18 protein-coding genes and 1 pseudogene are annotated in these 21156 nt (G+C 60.2%); 7 read left to right on the forward strand and 12 right to left on the reverse strand.

What is annotated here, in order from left to right; translation table 11 throughout:
* Positions 1 to 87: 87 nt before the first annotated feature.
* The 4 genes from F3H58_RS25515 to F3H58_RS25530 are packed head-to-tail and all read right to left on the reverse strand — an operon-like array spanning position 88 to position 4689.
* Complete coding sequence (locus F3H58_RS25515) at positions 88 to 1215, reverse strand: NAD(P)/FAD-dependent oxidoreductase (RefSeq protein ID WP_149744221.1); 1128 nt, start codon at positions 1213 to 1215, stop codon at positions 88 to 90.
* A 44-nt stretch (positions 1216 to 1259) separates the two neighbouring features.
* A complete protein-coding gene (locus F3H58_RS25520) occupies positions 1260 to 2267 on the reverse strand; it encodes a Gfo/Idh/MocA family protein (protein WP_149744222.1) in 1008 nt (335 codons plus the stop codon).
* A 19-nt stretch (positions 2268 to 2286) separates the two neighbouring features.
* Entirely contained in the window at positions 2287 to 3795 is a 1509-nt protein-coding gene (locus F3H58_RS25525; protein ID WP_099086661.1) for an amino acid ABC transporter permease/ATP-binding protein, read from the reverse strand.
* A 60-nt stretch (positions 3796 to 3855) separates the two neighbouring features.
* Complete coding sequence (locus F3H58_RS25530) at positions 3856 to 4689, reverse strand: ABC transporter substrate-binding protein (protein WP_149744223.1); 834 nt, start codon at positions 4687 to 4689, stop codon at positions 3856 to 3858.
* Positions 4690 to 4915: 226 nt separating this feature from the next.
* On the opposite strand from F3H58_RS25530, the gene F3H58_RS25535 reads away from it, so the two are divergent.
* Positions 4916 to 5980, forward strand: a complete 1065-nt coding sequence (locus F3H58_RS25535) for a LacI family DNA-binding transcriptional regulator (protein ID WP_149744224.1) — start codon at positions 4916 to 4918, stop codon at positions 5978 to 5980.
* 1612 nt (positions 5981 to 7592) lie between these two features.
* Here F3H58_RS25535 and F3H58_RS25540 read toward each other — a convergent pair.
* Positions 7593 to 8463 (reverse strand): annotated as a pseudogene (locus F3H58_RS25540) (recombinase family protein).
* Between the two features lie 400 nt (positions 8464 to 8863).
* Between F3H58_RS25540 and F3H58_RS25545 the strand changes: the two are divergent.
* Together F3H58_RS25545 and F3H58_RS25550 are read left to right on the forward strand one after the other, a co-directional pair.
* Complete coding sequence (locus F3H58_RS25545) at positions 8864 to 9112, forward strand: plasmid stabilization protein (RefSeq protein ID WP_149744225.1); 249 nt, start codon at positions 8864 to 8866, stop codon at positions 9110 to 9112.
* Positions 9075 to 9521 carry a type II toxin-antitoxin system VapC family toxin gene (locus F3H58_RS25550; RefSeq protein ID WP_149744226.1) on the forward strand — a complete coding sequence of 149 codons (447 nt, stop codon included), beginning with the start codon at positions 9075 to 9077 and terminating at the stop codon, positions 9519 to 9521. The genes F3H58_RS25545 and F3H58_RS25550 overlap by 38 nt, the downstream gene beginning before the upstream one ends.
* A 415-nt stretch (positions 9522 to 9936) precedes the next feature.
* Here the strand turns inward: F3H58_RS25550 and F3H58_RS27845 are convergent, their stop codons facing one another.
* Entirely contained in the window at positions 9937 to 10200 is a 264-nt protein-coding gene (locus tag F3H58_RS27845) for a DUF4143 domain-containing protein (protein ID WP_502706431.1), read from the reverse strand.
* Positions 10201 to 11352, reverse strand: a complete 1152-nt coding sequence (locus F3H58_RS25565) for a site-specific integrase (RefSeq protein WP_149744227.1) — start codon at positions 11350 to 11352, stop codon at positions 10201 to 10203.
* A gap of 265 nt (positions 11353 to 11617) precedes the next feature.
* Here F3H58_RS25565 and F3H58_RS25570 point away from each other — a divergent pair, with 265 nt between their 5' ends.
* The 3 genes from F3H58_RS25570 to F3H58_RS25580 are packed head-to-tail and all read left to right on the forward strand — an operon-like array spanning position 11618 to position 15233.
* Positions 11618 to 13255, forward strand: a complete 1638-nt coding sequence (locus F3H58_RS25570; RefSeq protein WP_149744006.1) for a TnsB C-terminal domain-containing protein — start codon at positions 11618 to 11620, stop codon at positions 13253 to 13255.
* Entirely contained in the window at positions 13252 to 14169 is a 918-nt protein-coding gene (locus tag F3H58_RS25575; RefSeq protein WP_210246931.1) for a TniB family NTP-binding protein, read from the forward strand. Before F3H58_RS25570 ends, F3H58_RS25575 begins: the two co-directional genes overlap by 4 nt.
* Positions 14166 to 15233, forward strand: coding sequence for a TniQ family protein (locus tag F3H58_RS25580; protein ID WP_149744008.1), 1068 nt, complete (start codon positions 14166 to 14168; stop codon positions 15231 to 15233). Before F3H58_RS25575 ends, F3H58_RS25580 begins: the two co-directional genes overlap by 4 nt.
* A 72-nt stretch (positions 15234 to 15305) precedes the next feature.
* Here F3H58_RS25580 and F3H58_RS25585 read toward each other — a convergent pair whose 3' ends face one another.
* From F3H58_RS25585 to F3H58_RS25600, 4 genes are all read right to left on the reverse strand, one after another.
* Positions 15306 to 16499: an MFS transporter gene (locus F3H58_RS25585; protein ID WP_149744009.1), complete on the reverse strand. Its 1194-nt coding sequence runs from the start codon at positions 16497 to 16499 to the stop codon at positions 15306 to 15308.
* A 70-nt stretch (positions 16500 to 16569) separates the two neighbouring features.
* Positions 16570 to 17169: an NADPH-dependent F420 reductase gene (locus F3H58_RS25590; protein ID WP_149744010.1), complete on the reverse strand. Its 600-nt coding sequence runs from the start codon at positions 17167 to 17169 to the stop codon at positions 16570 to 16572.
* Between the two features lie 61 nt (positions 17170 to 17230).
* Positions 17231 to 17980, reverse strand: coding sequence for a 3-oxoacyl-ACP reductase family protein (locus tag F3H58_RS25595; protein ID WP_149744011.1), 750 nt, complete (start codon positions 17978 to 17980; stop codon positions 17231 to 17233).
* A 70-nt stretch (positions 17981 to 18050) separates the two neighbouring features.
* Positions 18051 to 18581, reverse strand: a complete 531-nt coding sequence (locus F3H58_RS25600) for an ester cyclase (protein ID WP_286170032.1) — start codon at positions 18579 to 18581, stop codon at positions 18051 to 18053.
* A 108-nt stretch (positions 18582 to 18689) separates the two neighbouring features.
* On the opposite strand from F3H58_RS25600, the gene F3H58_RS25605 reads away from it, so the two are divergent.
* The gene (locus tag F3H58_RS25605) at positions 18690 to 19619 is read left to right on the forward strand and encodes a LysR family transcriptional regulator (RefSeq protein WP_149744012.1); all 930 of its coding nucleotides are present in this window, start codon (positions 18690 to 18692) and stop codon (positions 19617 to 19619) included.
* Positions 19620 to 19797: 178 nt separating this feature from the next.
* Here F3H58_RS25605 and F3H58_RS25610 read toward each other — a convergent pair whose 3' ends face one another.
* The gene (locus F3H58_RS25610) at positions 19798 to 20715 is read right to left on the reverse strand and encodes a recombinase family protein (protein WP_149744013.1); all 918 of its coding nucleotides are present in this window, start codon (positions 20713 to 20715) and stop codon (positions 19798 to 19800) included.
* Positions 20716 to 21156: the final 441 nt, after the last annotated feature.

Genomic DNA, 21156 nt, shown 5'->3' on the forward strand with positions numbered 1-21156 from the left:
CGTCCGGTCGATAATTGGTGCGTGCCGCAAAATAAGCCTGCCATTAGTTCGGCAGGCTCGTCCTCCGGAAATCTTCCTAAAATGGTTTTACCCCGCGAAACGCTCAGGACGGAAGGTCGCCAACATCGGATGTTCCGCTCCCGTTGCGATCTCATACGCCAGCAACTCGCCGGTGATAAGACCAAGCGTTGCGCCGCTGTGGCTGAAGGCCACGTAATAGCCGGGAATGTCCTTGATGGCTCCAATCACCGGCTCGCCGTCGCCCGGGATCGGTTTCCCGCCAACACCTATCGAAGCGACTTCGAGTTGCGGATTGCCTTCCAACACCTTGGCAGCCTCCACCAGAAGCTCGGCAACAATGCTGTCATCAATCTCGTAGGTGCCGTCTGCGCGTACTGTCACCCCCTCCTCTGCCGCCCAGTCCGCATCCAGCGAGAAGGTGCCGCCAGGCGCGGGGCGAACAGCGACACGCGGTGTATTGAGGACAGCGCGCAGGGGATGGGCGAGCGGCTTGGTCTGCACGAGAAGGGCGATCGGGGTCCCGTCCCCGATGGTCTGCCCGCTTTCCGCAGCCATCTTTGGCACGGCCGGCCCGGTGGCGAGCACGACAGCATCCGCCTGATGGAGGGAACCTTTTGCGGTTTCGGCGCCAACGGCACGACCACCCTCGATCACGACCCGTGCAGCCCCCTGGTCCGTCACCAGAACACCCCCGAGCCCGGAAAACTCCTTGAGAAGCACACCGATCAGTGTCGGCAGGTCGACCCAGCCCTCCCCGGCATTGAAAATAGCACCCTGCGGGGTGATTGCGCCCGCATCGAGACCGGGCGCGACACGGGCGACTTCGGCTGAGGAAAGCCGCTGCGCGTCATAGGCGAGCGAAACCTCGTGGCGATAGGCCGCGTCGATCTCGTTGCGCTCGTCATCCGCATCCCAGGTCAGTCCGCCATCGAAGCGCAGCCATTCCGCATCAGGGTTCTGCGCCGCGAGTGTGCGATAACGGTCGATGCCGGCCATACGCAGCCGATGATAGGGTTCAGAGCGCATGCGCGCCGAGTTCAGCCAGGAGAGCGAGCGGCCGGAGGCACCGTTGGCCGGCGGGCCGTCATTGAGGATCGTGACCTGGATGCCGCGCCGCGCAAGCTGCACGCCAGTGGAAACGCCGAAGATACCGGCACCGATGATGACGGCCGAAGAGATGGTGTTGTCGGTCATGGGGTTGGCTTTCAATCAATTGTCATACGGATGGGGTGAAGCGATCAGGGCTCTTCCCAGTGGCCGCTGGTGGTGGAGCGGAAAAGTGCGTCGATCGCCTTCATGTTCGCGATCGCATCGCCAAGCCCCGTCTCGAGTGGCTTGCCGGAGAGAACGGCCTCGGCAAATGCATCGACCTGTTCGCGATACTGATCGACCGGCCCGATCGTAATTTCCTCGCGCCCGCCGCTGGCCAGATCGCGGCCATCGTCGAAGATAAGGACAGTCGGCTCATCGGCCGGCGCATTGAAGGGAATGGGGATTTCCAGACGCCCGCGCGTTCCAAGCACTGTGACCTTCTGCGTGAGAGACAGTTGCGTGGAACAGGTAAAGGCAAGCTGCCTTCCCTCTGGAAACGCCAGCAGCCCGCTCGTCAGCCGGTCCGTGCCGAAGACGGGATCGCGCTCCATGAGCGCGATCGCCCGCACCGGTTCCGCGTCGAACAGGAAGCGCGCCGTGTTGATGGCATAACAACCAACGTCGAACAGACCGCCGCCGCCAATATCCACCTGATTGCGCACATTTCCGGGGTCGTCGAGATAATAGGAAAAGATCGTCTGGATGGCTCTGACCTCGCCGAGGCGCCCCTCGGCGATCATCGCGCGCGTCTTCTTCCATTGCGGATGGTGGCGCACCATGAAGGCTTCTGCGACCGGCAGGCCCGCTGCCTTTTGTGCGACCGCTAGTTCCATCGCCTGCGCGGCATCAAGCGCGATTGGCTTCTCGCAGAGCACGGGTTTGCCCTGCGCCAGCGCCTTGATCGTCAGGGGAACATGCAGGTGATTGGGCAACGGGTTGTAGATTGCGTCTATTTCCGGATCGGCGAGCAGATCCTCGTAGCTGCCACAGGATTTGGCGATGCCGAAGCGGGCCGCCATTTCCTTCGCCTTGGCGGCATCGCGCGAGGCGATCGCTGCAACGTGTCCCAGGCGGCTGGACTGGATGGCGGGAATGACCGCCTTGGCGGCGATGCCCGCGCAACCGAGCACGCCCCATCGTATCGTTCGTGTCATCTTTTTCTCCTCTCGACGCTCAGAGCACTTCCGCAAGGAAGCGCTGAAGACGCGGGCTCTGCGGATTGTCGAATATCGCCTCTGGCGTGCCGGCTTCCACCACGCGCCCCTCGTCCATGAAGACAACCTGGTCGGCGACCCGGCGGGCGAAGCCCATTTCATGCGTGACGACGACCATGGTCATGCCGCGCGTGCCGAGTTCTGCCATCAAGTTGAGCACGCCCTTGACCAGCTCCGGATCAAGCGCACTCGTCACCTCATCGAAGAGGATGACTTCCGGTTCCATCGCGAGCGCACGGGCAATGGCGACGCGCTGCTGCTGCCCGCCAGAAAGACCGCCGGGACGGTGATGCTGGCGGCTCGCGAGACCAACATCGGCAAGCCTTGCCTTGGCAATGCGCTCGGCCTCGGCTGCCGGCAGGCCCTTGATCTTCGTCAGTGACAGCATGACGTTTTCCAGCGCCGTGTGATCCGGAAAGAGGTTGAAATGCTGGAAGACCATGCCGACGCGGCGGCGCAGCGTTTCCGGCTTCATGGCGAGAATGCTTTCACCATCGATGAGAATATCGCCGCTCTTCGGCTCGACCAGACGGTTGAGCCCACGCAACAGGGTCGATTTGCCGGAACCTGACGGGCCGATGATGCAGGTGACGCTGCCCGGTTTTACCGAAAGGTCGACACCCTTCAGCACGTCGAGATCGCCATAGGCCATGCCGAGACGGCGCACATCGAGGCTGCCGCCCTTGAAGGAGACACCGGTTGCGCGGGCTGCACTGTCGAGTTCACTAACCTCCTCCAACCCACTGGTGATGGTCGAGGGGCGCTGCTTGCCAATCCGCAGGCGATTGTCGATCGCATTGACGACATGGGTGAGCGGTACGGTGACGATGAGATAAAATACGCCTGCCAGCAGCAGCGGTGAAAGATTTCCCGTCACCACCGCCTGGTCCTGCCCTACGCGAAAGATCTCACGCTCGGAGGCCAGAAGCCCAAGGAAATAGACGAGGCTCGAATCCTTGACGTTGCCGATGAACTGGTTGACGAGGGCCGGCAGCACGCGGCGCACGCCCTGCGGCACGACGATAAGGCGCATGCCCTGGCCGTAGCTCATCGACAGCGCCCGGCAGGCCTCCATCTGGCCACGGTCGACGCTCTGGATACCAGAGCGGAAAATTTCGCCGATATAGGCGCCGGCAATCAGGCTGAGCGCCAGAATGCCGAGCGGATAAGGCGACGGGCCGAAGAGTTCGCGGCCGATGCGGGCAAAGCCCTGACCGATCAGGAGGATTGTAACGATGGCCGGCAGGCCACGGAAAATATCGGTATAAAGGCGGGCGGGGATGCGCAGCCAGGGCGAGCGGGAAATGCCCATGATGGCGAGCATCATGCCAATGGCGACGCCAAGCACCGTCGAGGTCGCAGCCAGGATCAGCGTATTCTTCAGGCCAACCGTGATCATGGTCGGCAGCACTTCGGCCATGGCGTTCCAGTCGAGGAAGCTGCGGCGCAGGTTTTCAAGCCAGTTCATCAGGATATCCCTTGAAAGAAAGGCCGGTCCGACCGGTCAAGGCCGGACCGGAAGGCGGCATCACTGCTTGGGAAGATATGCCTGCGGCATCGGCGTGCCGGGGAACCATTTTTCGTGCAGCTTTTTCCAGGTGCCGTCCTGCATGGCCTCTTTCAGGCCCTTGTTGAGCGCCTCGCGCAATGCATCGTTACCCTTGCGGATGACGAAGCCGGCCGGTGCATCGAAGCTCGGAATATTGACCGCGACTTTCAGCGCCGGGTAACGGGCGGAGTAGTCCTTTGCCGCCTCGAAATCGAGGAAATGGGCATCGACCGTGCCGTTGTTGAGGGCGGAAACGGCAGAGTTGTTGTCCGGGAACTTCACGAGATCGGTGCCGGCAAAGTTCCTTTCGGCATAGATTTCCTGCAGCGTGCCCTGCACGACACCGAGACGCTTGCCCCTGAGGCCCGCTGCATCGGTGATGCCGGCCTCCGAAGTAAGGACGCTCAGGAAACCTGCGAGATAACCATCGGAGAAATCAACGGTCTCCTTGCGCTTGGCTGTCGTGCCGATTGCGGCGGCTGCAACATCGAAGCGGCCGTTGGCGACCGAGGGCATCAGGGCCGAGAATTCCTGGCCGGTGAAGACCACCTGCTCCTTCTTGAAGCCAAGGCGTCCGGCGACATTGAGGAAAAGCTCGATGTCGAAGCCGGTAAAGTTACCGTCGGCGGTGGTGAAGGCATAGGGCTTGGCATCGCCCATCGTGCCGACACTGATGGTGGCTGGATCGATGAGGCCAAGCGGATTGTCGGCAAGCGCCGGCGTCGCCGCGCCTGCAAGGATACCGAGCGTGACCGCGATGGCGGTGGCACGGATTTTGGCAAAGGGGGAAGTGAAGGCTTCGGTAAATCGCATTGGTTTCGTCTCCTCTGGTGTCGTTGTCTGCGATGTATTCAAGGCGCACGGGTCCCATCCGGACGGCGGCATGACCTCACCCGCCCGGCCCATGCAGTTCGCATGTCGGAAGTCTTTTATATGCTTGAGACCGGTCTCAATTAAAAAGAGACCGGTCTCTTTGGTTATTGGCAATTGTTATCTTCGCATTTGCCAGTCGTCAAGTTCTCTTGTAAGGCTACCGTTTATGGACAAGAGCCTATCTAAAACTCCTTCCGTCACCGTGGCTGACGTCGCGCGCAGGGCCGGCGTCTCGAAGGCAACGGCTGCGCGCGTACTTGGCGGCTACGGAACTGTCAGCGACCGGGTGCGCGAGGCTGTCACAGCTGCTGCAAATTCCCTTGATTATCGCCCCAATGAGCTTGCCCGCAGCATGACGACGGGCCGTTCCGGCACGATCGGCGTTGTAGTGGGGGATATCGAGAACCCCTTCTTCAGCCTCGCCGTACGCGGCATCACGGATATCGCGCGGCAGGCAGGCTTTACCGTCATTCTCATCAATTCGGGTGAGGACGCGACAGCGGAGAAGGCCGCGATCCGTACATTGCTTGCCAAACGCGTCGATGGCCTGATTGTCTCCCCCGCCAAGGAGAATGATGTCGATCACCTCAGGGAAGCCATCCGGTCCGGCTTGCCACTCGCGTTACTCGACCGTTGCGGCGAGGCGTTGGACGTAGACACTGTCATCGCCGACGACCAGAATGCGGCGGAGAGTATTACCCGCCAGTTGATCACACTTGGCCACCGCCGCATCGCCTATCTTACCGCCTGCGACACACCGGATCATCGCTTCCATACGCCGCGGGACATCAGCACCGGTTCGGTGCGGCGCCGCATCGAAGGGTATCTTGGTATCTGCCGTGAGGCTGGCCTTATCGGTATGGAGGACTGGGTGAAGGTTGGAGCCGTTACACCGGAACGCACGCACCGAATCGTTATCGAAATGCTCCAGTCGAGAGACCGCCCGACGGCGATCATTGCATCGGACAGTATAATCGGTCTTGAAGTGTTCAGGGCACATCGTGAATTGGGATTAAATATTCCGGGTGATCTATCTCTGGTGTCGTTCCACGACGCGGACTGGACGTCTGTAACCACCCCCCCGGTTACTGTCGTGCGGCAACCCGTCTACGAACTGGGAGCGACGGCGGCCAAGCTCTTGGTTGAGCGATTAAATGGCGAAGATCGGGCCGCCCGCAAGGTGGTTCTAAAAACCGAGGTCGTTGAACGCGCTTCCACGCAAGCCATTTGACATTAACCGTCGCCCCTGTCCCGTGGATTTCCACGTTGCTTCCGTTTCTGGCATGGCCGCGCCGTCCTCAATCATCGCAGGACCAACGTGCGGCCTTTGGGTCGATACTGTCGAAGACGCACCAGCCCTCAGGGGCAACCGGTTTGGAAACGGATTCGATCTCCTCGTCACCGCAGACGAAATATTAATCTTTTGATGCACCGTGCAGACAAATGTATCCTGCCGGCGTGTTGAAAGCTTCTGTAGGCCTCACGAGAGAGGCATACCGTTGCAGGCCCCTCCCCTTCTCCGGTATTGACCACGCGGTGGTATCACTGATGGGTAAGTCACTTCCGCCTATCTTGCAGTTGCGCGTTGTTAAAGAACTGGCGCTTCGGACGTTCCCGGCGCATTTCCCGTTTACGGCGAATAAAATGACACCGGGCGAGTTTGAAGAGTTCCACGGTCGCGGCGAACCTCGTCATCCCGCAACGGTTTTTATGACAATACCGGGGGGCTGGCGCTTATGCCGTAATGGGGTTGCGTATAGGTGGGTCATTGCAGCGGATACGTTTCGCGAGCAGCTCACGCCTTCTCGCAAGTGGATGTGCCGCCTTGGTTTACCGCGGCTGATACCGCCGTTCTGGCTCGCGCTCGACCGGAGAGATTCGCCTTGGTGGAGCGCCAAAATTGAGCCCGTTGTTCGTCCACATTGTAGACATGCCGGCACTTGGGAAGTGGCTCCTTTGGCAGCGTACTATCATGCCGGTCAGTGGCCCTCCCTGCCCGCCTTCCCTCCCCTGTCCCTGCGAAAGTATGTCGGCTCTCTTTTGTGGCCGAGCTATGCCAAGCGGTGTTTCTCGCAAGGCGAGATTGATCTCTTCGGCATCCCTGCTCCCCCTGAGCTGCGTTCCAAGCGAATGTTTCACTTTTGCAAACCTTGTCAGCTGACAAGGTTTTTGGTGCGGTGTGCCAATTGATTCCTAATTCGCCCGGGTTCTCTCGGCGCAACTCCGTTGACTTCGGGGGCTAACAAGGGCGGGCTCAGTGCTTTGAAAACCTTGTCAGCTGACAAGGTTTTCCAGAGGTGTCTTCCAATCCAAGCAGTGACGACTGCACCCACTGGTATCAAGAAACGAACATGCCGTCGACTGATGGGACTTATTCAAGGTAACGATGACATACATGTAGCCGCGCTTGTAGAATCCGACCTGCCGTGGTCGAGGCGCTTGCACTTTCCCGGCACGTCGCCCCACTTGGCAATGTCGGACAGTCCAGATGGCGGGGCATTTGTCCCGTCTGCCTGGAGGGCGATCGACAAAGCGGCCGCGATCTATACGTTCGCAGACGCTGGTCGCGCTCCGAGACCGCGGCTTGCCTCATCCACCGAGTTTGCCTGCGCTTCTCCCGCATGAAATGCTTCACGCGATACGACTTCCGGTTCGAATATCGGGATGGATTGGCCGAGCTGATTTGCTCCGGCTGCCGGGTACCTTTTTGAGGCCCGTCACGCCGACCTGCCCATCGCGACGATGGAGGCGACCGATGATGCCGAGAAGGGAAGGAGCGGGCTACGCCTTGGAGCGACTCTGCGAACAGGTCGCACAAGACGACGACCTCTGCATATTCGTGCTCAGTGGCGGATAAGGCCGAGCCGTTGCGCTTCATCCAGCGGGTGGCGGACGGACGACGGTCGCCATCTGCGTCCACCGCGCGGGGGCCGCTCCCCCAATTTGATCCACCTGGCCGGCAATATCGCGCAACGAAAGGCTGGGATCAGCGATAGCAATCGCCGCGACGAGCTTCATCAGGTTATCTTCGGGTGCTCACCGAGGCGGGCGAGCCAAGAGGTCCGGTTCGGCCAGGTTCTCGCGGACCATACGATGCACGGCGCGGCGAAGCCTCTCCGCTGTCCAGTCATGGACGCGGCGATTAAGGACCCGCACGACATTGTCCCAGCTGTGTTTCGGACGAAGTTGCCGCAAGGTTGGCAGCCAGGTCTGGGCAGACGAGATCAGCTCGTCGAGATAGAGTTTCTCCCGAGCCTTTGAGACCGCCTTGATTGCTTCCGGACATCGTTCGCGAAGACCAGGATTGCCTGGTAACTTCCCACGAGCCTTTGCTACTTTGATGGCGGCTCAGGTTCGCTCCGCGATCGGCGCGCGTTCGAGCTGTGCGACGGCTCCGAGGACTTGAAGCGAAAACATTCCATGTGGCGTCGACGTGTCGATGGGATCGCGGATGGACCTGAAATGGACGCCGCGTTCTTCCAGGTCCTCGATCACCTGCAACAGATGGTTGACCGAACGGGCGAGACGATCAAGGCAGACAACGACAAGCACGTCGCCGGTGGCCAGTTCGCCGAGCAGTCTCGTCAGAACCGGCCGGGCACGTGACGCGCCGGATCCGTGCTCCTGAGAAATCCGCTCACAGCCAGCGGCGCGCAATTTGTCCATCTGCGCATCCTGGACCTGATCTTCGGTCGAGACGCGTGCATAGCCGATAAGCCGTTTGGGTGCTGACGATGGGTTTTCGCTGGCCGTTTTACCATGGTTTTCTCACGCGTTTTCAGGTGCTTTGTACAGATAAGGAATGCGCGGGAAAATGAACAGTTGCAAGTGTGTTTTCTGACCTGAATGCGGCCCTGTCAGACGCGAAACGTGGCGTCGAACGACCACCGGCCACGAACAGATTGAAATGCGCTCTGATGGCCGTCTATGGCGGAAATTGCTTAAAGTATGATGTTCGGGGAGGGGATGTGTTGGCCTCCACGCGAAACGAACATGCATGATGACCAAACCACAGGGCGCCAAATCAGAAATACTGCATAGCCTCAAGATGGCATCTGCCATCTTGAGGCTACTTCAATTTAAGTTACTGTGGATCCAGAGAAAGGAGCACTCAATGGTAACACCGCAACTATCCGTCCGCAGTTCCAAAGCGCGCGACCTTGCCCATAAGCTTGCTCGCCGAGAAAATCGCACGATTGCCGATATCGTCGAGCGCGTGCTCGAAACCTATGAGGCTCGTGAGGCAGGACGTGAACCCGCTGCGAAATTCTATAGTCGTCTTTCATCGCAGTCGGGTACGGATATCGATTTCGACAGTATCATCGATGAAAACAGGCGCACTCACAAAGGCGTCGAGCTTTGATTTTCTCGACACGAATGTGATGTCGGAGACTTTGAAGAGAGCTCCCGATTCTTCGGTCATAGCATGGCTGGTTCGACACGACGCCGAATTGGCATTGCCCACGGTCGCCGTTGCTGAGATCGCTTTTGGTATTCAAAAGATCAGGCCGGATCAGCGCGCCGATCGCTTGGAAGAAGGACTTGTGTGCTGGCGTCGCCGGTTCTCCGACAGGATGTTTGCCTTCACGGAAGAAGCAGCATTGGCCTATGGCGATATCATGGGAGACGCTGCGCGGCAGGGGAGGGGGATGTCGGCTCCGGACGGCATGATCGCGGCGATAGCGTGGATCAATGGCGGCCGGTTGGCGGCCCGAAACCTCAAAGATTTCGAGACAACAGGGCTCGAATTGATCTCGCCCTGGCAATTCTGACAGTGAGACCCGATCTACAACAGTCGGGCCGCTCGCCCGCTTCTGCGGGTGGCACTGTTATAATAGCTGGATGCTTGCTGGACGGATCGGTGGCGTAAGCTTTGCGTGTATTGGCGGAACTGGCCGCTGCGACGTAGCCCCTGGCACGATCGGCAAGGGTGGCGAGTCGTCCTCGCCGAGAAGAGAGGTGGCCGTCGCGCGACACCTCCGGCGCGGAAACATCGTGCCCAAGCCCCGGGCTGAGAGAGGGCGCTGAGGTCTCCTCGACATGAATTTCGGTGTTTTGCTCGATGATTTGGGCCATTCCTCTATAATGACAAAGACGTCCGATAAGGCAAGATTATCGGACGTTTAGGGAAAATGGTGTCGAGGAGTTACGCTGGCCCGCAGGTTATCCCCATCAATGAGAATTTGGCTACAGGTCAAGCAATAGGCGACCGGCGGCAGACAGGGACATTACCGCCACACCGTTTGGAAGAGGGAAGGCCTCTTGACCGGGGTAGATAACGACCCGCCTTTGCGGCTGCAAATCCTCGCAGGCAAGATAAAACCCTTTTTCGAGTTTAGGCGTAAGGCTTCGCTTGATCTCTATCGCCCAAGGCTTTTCGCCTGGAGGAGTCAGCTTAATCGTCCTTGCATTTATGGAGTACTGTTCCGGAATTACAAGGAAAAATTTTATCTATGTGAGGAGCCGCGTTGCCCGACCGCTACGCCGTGTCGCGTTATTGTAGTAACTCGATGCCTGCTGAACAGACCGATGCTTTGACTGCTCCATAGCTTCGGGCAGTGGGATACCACGATTGGCAGCCTCTGTTAGATAGCCGGACCGCAACCCGTGCGCGGAAAACTCCGCCGGATCCAACCCCGCCATCTCCGCCCGCTGCTTGACGATCACATTGACCGACTGCGGATCGAGAGCCCGCTTCGACACCGTTCCCCATCTTCCGATCCCCCTGAAGACGCTGCCGTTGTCGATCTTCGCGGCCGCCAACCAGGTATTTAACGCTTCGACAGGTCGGCCGGTGAGATAGACGACGTCGTCCTCTTCCCCTGATGTCGTTTTGGTACGGCCAAGATGGATGGCAAGAGAGGGGAGGGGAGGGCCATCGGCCACCTCAATCGGAACTTCCACAGTCAATTGTTCCAGGCGAAGGCCTGCGACTTCGCTCCGCCTCCGGCCGCCGGAGGCAAAGGCGACCATGAGGATCGCGCGGTCACTGACATCGCGCAGGCTGTCGCCGCTGCAACTGGCAAGCAGCTTTGCCAGCACGTCGCCTGTGACCGCCTTGGCGCTCTTGCGGCGACGCGTCCGGGGCACGGCACGCACGGCGAGCCGAATGGCCGATTTGAGGGAAGGGGAGGAGAAGGCGCCAGAAAGTCCACGCCATTTCGTCAGGGTCGACCAGCTGGCCAGCCGCCGGCGGACCGTATCCGGCGCGTGCGGGCCGACGGCTTTGAGAAACCCCTGTTGTCGAAGGTTGTTATCTACCTCGGCTGGCATGCCGTGGTTGGGATCTGTTGCGCGCTTTTCCGGATCCCAGAGATGATGGGCGACAAATTTGAGGAGCAGCGCCTCGGGCGCCGGCCAGGGCAGGGATTTTCCGGTTGTCGCCAGGCCCCAGGCTTCGAGGTAGGTGAGATCGGAGGTCAGCGCCCTGAGCGTATTGTCGCCCATGCCCTGGTTGACGAGATGGCGCAGCGTCTCGACGTCCTGATCGGTCAAAAGCTCGGCGAGTTCGTCGCGGCGTTCCAGTGGCAAGACGGAGGCGATGGTATCGAGCTCTTCGGCGCGTCGCTCGACCGAAGTCTGTGATGTCTTCGCTTTGGTCACGGGAGGCTCCAGAATCACAGGTTTCGACGGTCGCTGGGGCCGTGATCTGCCCCGATTTTCCTCTGTCGGCCGTCCGAATTAAGCGGATTCTATCTCGTTGATTCCACGGAACAAGACATTTTCCTAATCTACCGGACTTGCCTTTAATCGCCGGATTTTCAAATGCTGTCGTGGCTCTGTAACGATCAGCCATCATTCTCTCCGTCGAGGCAATCAATACCAAGCCAAGTTCCACTCGCACCTTGAAGGGACGAGGAGGCCTTTGATGAGGAAGAAGCCTGATAAGATAACCGCGTCCGAAGCCGCCTGGACGAGGGCGGTTGCGCGCGAGGTGCTCATCCGTCCTTTGACTGCGGCGAAACGAATTCCAGCAATTCATTTTGTGAGAGTTTGCCGACAGCTCGGTGTAAAGAGGTCGCGCCTATACGAACTGATTGCCCTATATCGCGCAGCGCCGGTGGCAAGCTCGCTTCTCGATGTGGTGCCGGGGCAGGTAAAAGGCGGCCGCCGTCTGTCTGACGAGGTGGAGAGCATCATTGAGGCGGCGATCCGCGATACCTATCGAAGCCGCGAGCGACCGACCGTGAAAGCACTTCATGACCGGGTGCGCCAGCTATGCCATGAGGATGGCATTCGAGCACCCTCCTGGAAAGCCGTTAACGTGCGAGTGCAGCAAGCGGACCAGAAGGCGGTCTATCGAGACAGGGAAGGGGCGAACGCCGCGCGCCAAAAATTCACATCCATAGTCCGGGAATACAATGCAGGCTATGCATTTCAGGTCGTGCAGATCGACCATACGCTTGTAGACCTCTTTATTGTCGATACTGTCCATCGCCGTCCTTTGCAAAGACCGTGGCTGACCTTGGCCATCGATATCGCGAGCCGGATGGTGGCCGGTTTCCATATCAGTCTGGAGAGCCCGTCATCGACGTCTGTTGCCCTGGCGGTCCAACAGTTGGTCTTGCCGAAAGGTTCATGGCTCGAAAGTCGGGGCATTGAGGCTGAATGGCCGGCTCATGGGCTGCCAGAGATCATTCATCTCGACAACGCTCGGGAGTTTCATGGCAAGGCGCTGGTTCGCGGCGCGGCTGAGCACGGAATTTCTCTCGTTCATCGGCCTGTCCAGCGCCCACACTACGGTGCCCATATCGAGCGGCTGATCGGCACCATGATGGGAGCGGTACACATGCTCCCGGGTTCGACATCGAGCAATGTTGCAGATCGCGGCGCCTACGATCCCGAAAAGCATGCGGCGATGACCCTTGATGAGCTGGAGAAGTGGGTCGCACTCGAAATCACGGGCCGGTATCATGCCGAAATTCATCGCGGCCTGGGTGTGCCTCCACGGCTCGCCTGGGACGACAGCGTCGCCGATCGACCATATCCATTACGGCTTCCCCACGACGTTGGCCAGTTCCTCAAGGATTTTCTACCGTTTGAAGAACGGTTCGTCCGCAGAGACGGCATCCATCTATTTGGGCTTCGCTATTGGGACGATGTGCTGAGCCCATGGGCCGGCAGAGGCCAGCGAGTGCGCGTCAGGTATGATCCCCGTGACCTGTCGCGTGTTCAGGTCGAAGGGGCAGACAATTTCGTCTGGACCGTGCATTTCGCGGATTTGCGGCGCCCGCGTATCACGCTGGGCGAGCACCGCCTGGCTTTGGCTGCACTGCGAGCAAGGGGCGCCCAGGCCGTCAATGAAGATCTCATCTTCTCAACGATCGCCGAGCAGCGCCTCCTCCTGGCAGACGCTGTGGAGAAAACCCGAACCGTTCGCCGCACTGCCGAGCGAAATGAGCGGGCATTGACGGCAAGTCGGGATCGCATCCCTCTTCCCAGTGACGAGCCGGCCGAAGAAGTCTTCGAGGATCTGCCGCCATTGTCCGTGGAGGAATGGTCATGACCGAATACGCGCACCTGCAATCCGCCTACCGCCAGTATGCGACGCTCGACGCGGACGAGCGGATTGCCTGGCTGCGTGCCGATCGATGGCTTGAGACCCCACAGTCAACCTCGGTGATCAGGCGGCTGGAGGATCTTCTGTCCTATCCACCGCGCGATCGAATGCCATGCCTTCTCCTATATGGCGATACGGGAATCGGCAAAACCAAGATCATCCGGAAGTTTTTGCGCGATCATGCGCCTCGGTTCGACCGAGGTACTGGTGTGATGACCATGCCTGTCGTTGCGATGCAGATGCCGGCCGAACCGATCGAGCGCGATGTCTATGGGGAGTTATTGAGTGCGCTTGGAGCGCCGGGACCGCAATACGAAGCGGCCTGGCGCTTGAAGGCTGTCTGCCGTAGCCTGATGCGGGATATGAGTGTTCGGATGCTGATCATCGATGAGATCCATGCGGTCCTGACCGGCACTTTTCGACAGCAACGGATATTCCTCAATGTCATCCGGTTTCTGGCCAATGATTTGAGGGTGCCGCTGATCTGTGCCGGGACCGATCTCGCCCGGCAAGCCCTGCTCACGGACCAGCAACTTGCCGAACGGTTCGAAGCTCTACACCTCAAACGTTGGTCCAATGACAAATATCTGGCGCAGCTGCTATCGAGCCTGGCCGGCATTCTGCCGCTTCGGGAGCCATCCGACATAGGGAGCGCTGCGGTCCGTCAGCGCGTGCTCGAGCTGACCGATGGCGTGACCGTCCGGATTTTCCGGCTGATCGAGACCGCCGCGGTTGAGGCGATCCGCAGCGGAAGCGAGCGCCTTACGCTTGAGAGCTTCACTGCCGGCGAGCTGGTTCTGCCGCTGATCTCGATGACGCGGTATTCCGAGCGGCAACTGCAAAGACGGATCGCCCGGTGAAGCCCATTCCGCTTCTCCCCCTGGCGCCGCGGCCCTTTGAGGATGAGCTGATCTCGTCCTGGCAAGGCCGGGTCGCAGTTCGCTATGCTCTGAGCCTTGCTGACATTGACGCTTGGCTGGATCTCGACAGCTCCGCGTCAATGGACCGCGACCTCCAACCCGACCCGGTAAGCCTTCGGAAGTGGGCTCTCTCCTGCAGAATCCGCACCGAGGCTGTCGAAGCGCTGGCACTTTCCCGCTATACGACACCACTCGGCTATGTCTTCAGGTCCCAATGGCGCGGCATATGCTGCATTTGCCTGGAATACGATAGGGGAGTGGGGCGCGATCAGTATTTTCGCCGAAGCTGGGCGCGTGCCGAGGCTGTGGCCTGTCCTTTCCACCGAGTCCGATTGCGCTACTCCTGCACGCAATGCATCACACGATGTGAATTCCGATTTGAATATCGGAATGGTCTTGTCGAGTTAGTTTGCGCCAACTGCTTAGGGGCTGTTTCGCGCGCCCCGCCGACACCTTCAGAGCTCCGCCACGCCGACCTTCTGATCGCGACCATGGAGGTAATCAATATTACTGAGAGGGGAGCGCTAAAGCTATCTCAGATCGACGAAGCCATCCGTTTCCTCTGGAGCCCGTCGCAGGGTTGCAGGAGGTCGGAGATCACCTTCTTCGATGCCGAACATACCTACGGCTCGGCATTGATGCCGGCGAACCCAGATGCACCCATGACCTGCTTGTCTACGACCTGGCGCGCCGCCACTCTTCTGGCGATTGCGCAGATTCTGGATATCGGCAGTGCGCGAGCTTATTTCGGACCTCCTGGCGAATGGATGACTTTCGCATTCCAGCAGTTTGGGAGCAGGCCTGCTTCGGGCCGGAACTCGCCCGAGCTGCCCGCGGCAAAACCGAGAAAAATTGAAATACCGCTTCGATCCGACGCTGAGTATCTTCGACTGGCTACCGCGACGATAAAGGATCCGCGTTGGCATGGTCTCTTGAGATTGAAGGCGCGAGACCGCTCAAAAGCACTCTCGCGGTTGGCACGCGATATGCTGGGCACGGTTTAGGCGGGTCGCGGCACTCTCAACCTTGAGACTGGAACGAAAGGCCGGGACGACGATCGTCCGGTCTTTCGTGGGTCAATGAATTTTGCAGGTCAATGCGATGAGACCTGCGGTCAGCAATGCACTTGCAGCACCAAGCCAGAGCGCGCTCGGCACGCCGAAATTGTCGACCGCGAGGCCGCCGACCAGTGCGCCAAGCCCGATCGCCAGTTGCGCGATTGACACGAAGAGCGCGGCGATGCTTTCCAGCCGGTCGGGCGCGGAGGTGAACAGGAAGGTTTGCATGGCGATCGGCAGCATGCCGAACCCGAAACCCCAGGCGGCGACCCAAGCGACTGCGGCAAGCGTGTTGCTCCCGGTCAGCAGCAATCCCGCAACCGACAATGCAATCAGAAAAGCGGTGCCGGCAAGGGCGAGAACAAAGCTGCGGCCAGCAGCCCAACCGCCGAAGAGGTTTCCGGCAAAACCCGCCGCGCCATAGCCGAGTAGCACCATGCTGAGTGTGCCCGTATCAATCCCGGTTACGCCGATGAGGAAGGGAGTAATGTAGGTATAGGCCGCGAACTGCCCGACGAAGATGAGCACGGCTGCCGTCAGACCGATCTGGACTCGTTGCAATCGCAACACGTCTGGAACTTGTTTCAATCCCGAACCCTTCTGCGCCCGGATGGCCGGCAGTAGAAACTGGAGTGCCGCCACGACAAGCAGTGTGACACCCGACACGAGCAGGAAGGCAGCGCGCCAGCCGAACAGGTCACCGATCAGGGCGCCTGCGGGAACCCCGGCGACAGTACCTAGCGAGACACCGGAGAAGATCAATGCCGTTGCACGTGGTCCTTCCGCGCCGAAGCGCAGGCGGGGGCCGAGTGAACCACCGATTGTCCAGAAGCCGCCGACAGCGATCCCGAGCAGCACCCGGCCGAACATCAACGCCGCAAAGCCATGAGCGGTTGCCACGATGGCGTTGGAGATGACGAGCAGCATCAGCAGCGCGACGAGCACACGCTTGCGATCGAAGCGCGCAGCAAATCCAAGCGTCATCGGCGCTGCGATTGCCGCGAGAAAGCCGGGTACGGTTACCATCAGTCCGGCCGTCCCCTCGCTGATGCCAAGGTCAGCCGCGATCAGCGGCAGAAGCCCGACTGGCAGGAATTCGGTGGTAACAAGAGCGAAGGCGCCGACGCCGATGCTGGTGACTGCGGCCCATGAGGCGAGCGGTTTGCTGTCGGCGTGGCTTGCCGAAATACTGCGGGAGACTGGCATGTCCATAGGAGGATTCCTTGGTAAAAAGCAGGGCAGACCGGAGAAGAAGGTTGCTCTCCGGCTCGCCTGCGATGTTTCAACCGAACTTGACGAGGTTGAGGGCGGGTAGCGGACCGCCGGGGAACTGCACCAGTTTGCCGCCGACCGAGACCGGGCCGAGATCGATGCCCGTGAAGCCGAGTCTGGAGATCAGCGCACCGACTTCCGCCTTCGCGCGTGCGTCGTCACCGGAATAGAATAGGACGCGTGAGCCACCCTCGGCTTTGGGATCGCCGGATAGCAGGTGCGGTTGCAGATGATTGAAGGCTTTGACGACGCGGGCGCCAGGAACGAGATCGGCGAAGATCTCGGTGGAAAGACGACCGTTTAGTTCGGCCGGTTTGAACAGCGGCGCTTCGATGGGATTATTGGCGTCGATGACGATGCGGCCGCCGAAGTCCGGCAAACTGGCGAGCGCCTTGGGCAGCTTCGACCAGTTGACGGCGACGAGGACGATGTCGGCGCTGGCCGCCTCTTCGATCGTGCCCGCCTTGATGAAAGGCTTCAGTTCCGTTTCGAGTATGGCAAGCGAGGCCGGGCCGCGGCTGTTGGCGATGGTTGCGGAAATGTTGTTGCGAGCAAGAGCACGCGCGAAGGCCGAGCCGATATTGCCGGCTCCAATGATACCGATAGACATGCTGGTTCTCCTTTGAATGAGGGGTTAACCGGCGCTCCGACATCGGAGCGCCGAGGATCGGTCAGGCGGTGAAGCCGCCGTCAGCGAGAATATCCGCGCCGGTGACGAACGCCGCTTCGGGGCTTGCGAGATAGGCGACGACGCTGGCGATCTCGTAATCCTTGCCGTAGCGGCCGATTGCCATGCCGGGGCCGACGATCTTCGAGACAGGGCCGCCATCGGGGTTCATATCGGTGTCGGTCGGGCCGGGATGCACGGTGTTGACGGTGATGCCCTTGGGTCCGAGGTCGCGTACCAGGCTGCGGTTGAAGCCTGCAACCGCGCCTTTGGTCAGCGTATAGAGCGAGGCCGTCGGGAAGGCGGCATAGCGGGTCATGGACGAGCCGATATGGACGATGCGCCCACCCGGCTTCATGCGACGTGCTGCTTCCTGCGTGGCAACGAAGACGCCGGTGACGTTGACGGCGATCATCCGCTCGTAGTCGTCGAACTTGATCTCGTCGATCGGCCCGCCAAGCGCGATGCCAGCATTGTTGACGAGGATGTCAATCGAGCCGAAGGTTTCTTCGGTTTTTGCGACTGCGGCGCGGACGGCGGCCGGATCGCCGGCATCGGCCTGAATGGCAATGGCGCGGCCACCGGCTGCTTCGATTTCGGCGACCACAGCGGCAGCCTTATCCGGCGAGGCGCTATAGGTGATGGCGACAGCCGCGCCATCCGCGGCGAGACGCTTTGCAATTGCCGCGCCGATGGAGCGCGAACCGCCGGTGACGAGGGCAGTCTTGCCGGTCAGGGAGAGAGTGTTCGACATGGGTTTATCCTTTCAATTGTCGTTGGGGGTTGGATGACCGCCGGAAATCCCCGCGGTCGGTTGGAAAAGTTCAGTCCTGTTGCTTGATTTGCGCCATCAGCCCGGCGCCATCGGCGACGGTCCAGTGGTCGGTGATCTGGCCGTTTCGGACCCGCATCACGTCCATGACGTTGAAGCGGGTGGCACGTCCGGTCGCGGCAATGCCCATGAAAATGCCCAGATGGGTGCCGTGATAGGTCTTGTAGGTGCTGACGAGATCGCCTTCGGCAATCTGGAAATGCACCTGCGCATTCCAGTCGGGGAAAGCAGCGCGGAATGTCCGGTAGATTTGCCGCGTGCCGTTGCGGTCCGGCGAGAAGCCGCCAAAGGGCGTGTGATCCACATAGGCCGTTGCGAACAGCCGTTCGAACAGATCGAAGTCGCCATCCCGCTGCACGCCTTCGAGTAACTGGCGGATGACGGCCTTGTTGGCGGCAGCATCGTCCTGCATGGCAGCCACTGCGTGAACGGGAAGCGTTACGCCGATCAGGCAGGCGATCACGGTGCGGCGGCCGATATCCATATTGTCGATGACTTCTGCCTTGTCAGTCGAGAGCGTCATGGCCATTCACTCCGGTTCGGTTTCGATGGAGTGAATATCGCTTGCAATTTCCCTTTCGATTAGTGGTAATCTTCTGTCATCGGTTTCAACGAATGCTTGAAGGTTGTTATGGAAACACTGGCCAATCTCGAATCCTTCGTGCGCAGCGCCGAGCTTGGTGGTTTCTCAGCAGCGGCGCGGCGGCTGGGACTGACGCCCGCCGCGGTCAGCCGCAATGTCGCGGCGCTGGAAGGAAATCTCGGCGTGCGCCTGTTTCAGCGCTCGACGCGTAGCCTCACGCTGACCGAACCCGGCGAGCGGTTCCTGATCGCGATCCGCGACAGTCTGGAACACCTGCAGGGCGCGATTGCCGAAGCCTCGGCCGATCAGGAGGAACCGGCAGGCACGCTGAAGGTCAGCATGAGCCCGACCTTCGGCATCAGTTATATTCTTCCACTCCTGCCGGAATTTTCCGCGCGTTATCCGAAAGTGCGTCCCGAATGGATGTTCGAGAACCGGCAGATCGACCTGATCGCCGAGGGCTATGACGTGGCAATCGGAGGCGGTTTCGAACTGACCGCGGGCGTGATTTCGCGCACGCTCGCACCGGCTCATATCATCGCGGTGGCCTCGCCTTCCTATATGGCGGACAAGGTGCCGCCGCATGATCCATCGGCACTGTTTGAACTCGACGGCATCGTCATGCGCTCGCTGCGGACGGGCCGCATCCGGCAGTGGCAGATGCGTGATGCGGCAGGGAGGGAAGAACCTGCGCGGCTCAGGGAAACGGTGGTGGTCAATGACCCTGCCGCAATGCGCATGACGGCGCTGGTCGGCATGGGGGTGACCATGATCGCCAAGCCCGACGCGTTGCCTTATCTTGAGAGTGGGGAACTGATCCGGGTTCTGCCCCACTGGTATGCCGATGCCGGGCCGATCTCGATCTACTACGCCAACAGGACGCTTCTGCCGCTCAAGACCCGCGTGTTCGTCGATTTCGTCGTGGAAGCCTTCCAGCGGGAAAAATGGCCGGAACGCTTTGCCGGAAGCCTGGGATAGCCAAGGACGTTTGGGTTTTAGGGAAGCCTCAGTGTGACGTTTAGCGGAATAGCGACGCTACTCTACTTTCGGCGGAAATGCCCCTGCGCCGTAGTTGCTACGTAACCAACCGAGGCGTCACCGAGGGCTCAGCACCATCATCTAAGCCGCCCTCTGGGGCCCGTGACACCACCAGTCATTAAGGACGGATCAGGCCGAACCGATGCGCTTCGTTCAGCAGGTCCCGGACAGAAGAGGGCTGCCATTTCTTGCCACCTCTCGGAGGGCGTTCTCCCATCTGATCCAGTTGGGCGGCAATGTCTCGCAGTGACGGGCCGGGATCGGCAATAGCGATGGCCGCCACGAGCTTCATATGGTGATCGTCTACTGGTCTGCGGGGCGAGCGGGCCAACAATCCAGGGTCTGCGAGCTTCTCCCTCACCATGCGATGGACGGCGCGGCGCAGGCGCTCGACAGTCCAGTCGTGGCCCTTCCGATTGAGGATTCGCACAACGTTGTCCCAGCTATGCTGCGGTCGAAGCTGCTTTACCATCGGAAGCCAGGTTTGGGCGGACGTGATTAATTCGTCGAGGTAGACTTGGTTTTTGGCGGCCGCGGCCGCGCGGATCGCTTCTGGCCGTCGCTCGCGAAGGCCTGGATTGCCTGCAAGGCGGCCACGAGCCTTGGCCGCGCTCATCCCCGACTTTGTCCGTTCGGCGATGAGCGCGCGCTCGAGCTGGGCGACTGCGCCAAGGACCTGCAGCGAGAACATGCCCTGTGGCGTCGATGTGTCGATCGGATCGCGAAGCGATCGGAAATGTATGCCGCGTTCCTCTAGGTTCTCGATGACATCGAGCAGGTGGCTGACGGATCGTGCCAGGCGATCCAGTCGCACGACGACGAGGACGTCGCCGGCAGACAGCTCCTTCAGCACTCTGGTGAGAACCGGTCGAGCACGGGAGGCGCCAGAACCATGCTCTTGATGAATGCGGTCGCAGCCGGCCATCCGTAGTTCGTCGATCTGCGCGTCATGGATCTGGTCGTCGGTGGAAACACGTGCATAGCCGATAAGCCGACGGGACAGGGGAGGGGCAATGTTCTTCGCTGGTTTTGCCATGGATTTTTGCCCTGATTCCGCTATCCTTGTTCAAATAAGGAATGCGCTGATAAAGGGTCCTTTGCAAGCGTGTTTTACGTGCTAAATGAGAGTCCGTACAGCGCGTTTTCCGATCCGGCGCGCATCTCCGGCCCTCCAATGCGGCGATCGCGCGCCATGGGCGCTCTGAGGCGGAAATGCCGGAAAATAAGGCTCCAGGCGGCATCAGCTTCGATGATCATCTAAGGAATAGAGAAGGACGCCCGAAATCCGTCGTGGAAGTGTGGCGGCGCTTACTTCTGTCGGACGGAAGGGGACGCTGCGTCGCAGCGCGCCGTCCGCCGAACTGGGGCGAAAAACGCCCGAAATCGCCGGAAATGTGGGGAATCCGCTCAATTAGGACGACCGACATCGGTGATTTGCGCCGCGAAATCAACTACCATCGATAAGAGGTACTTATCG

The sequence above is a fragment of the Rhizobium sp. NFACC06-2 genome, assembly GCF_900101425.1.
Taxonomy (GTDB): domain Bacteria; phylum Pseudomonadota; class Alphaproteobacteria; order Rhizobiales; family Rhizobiaceae; genus Agrobacterium; species Agrobacterium leguminum.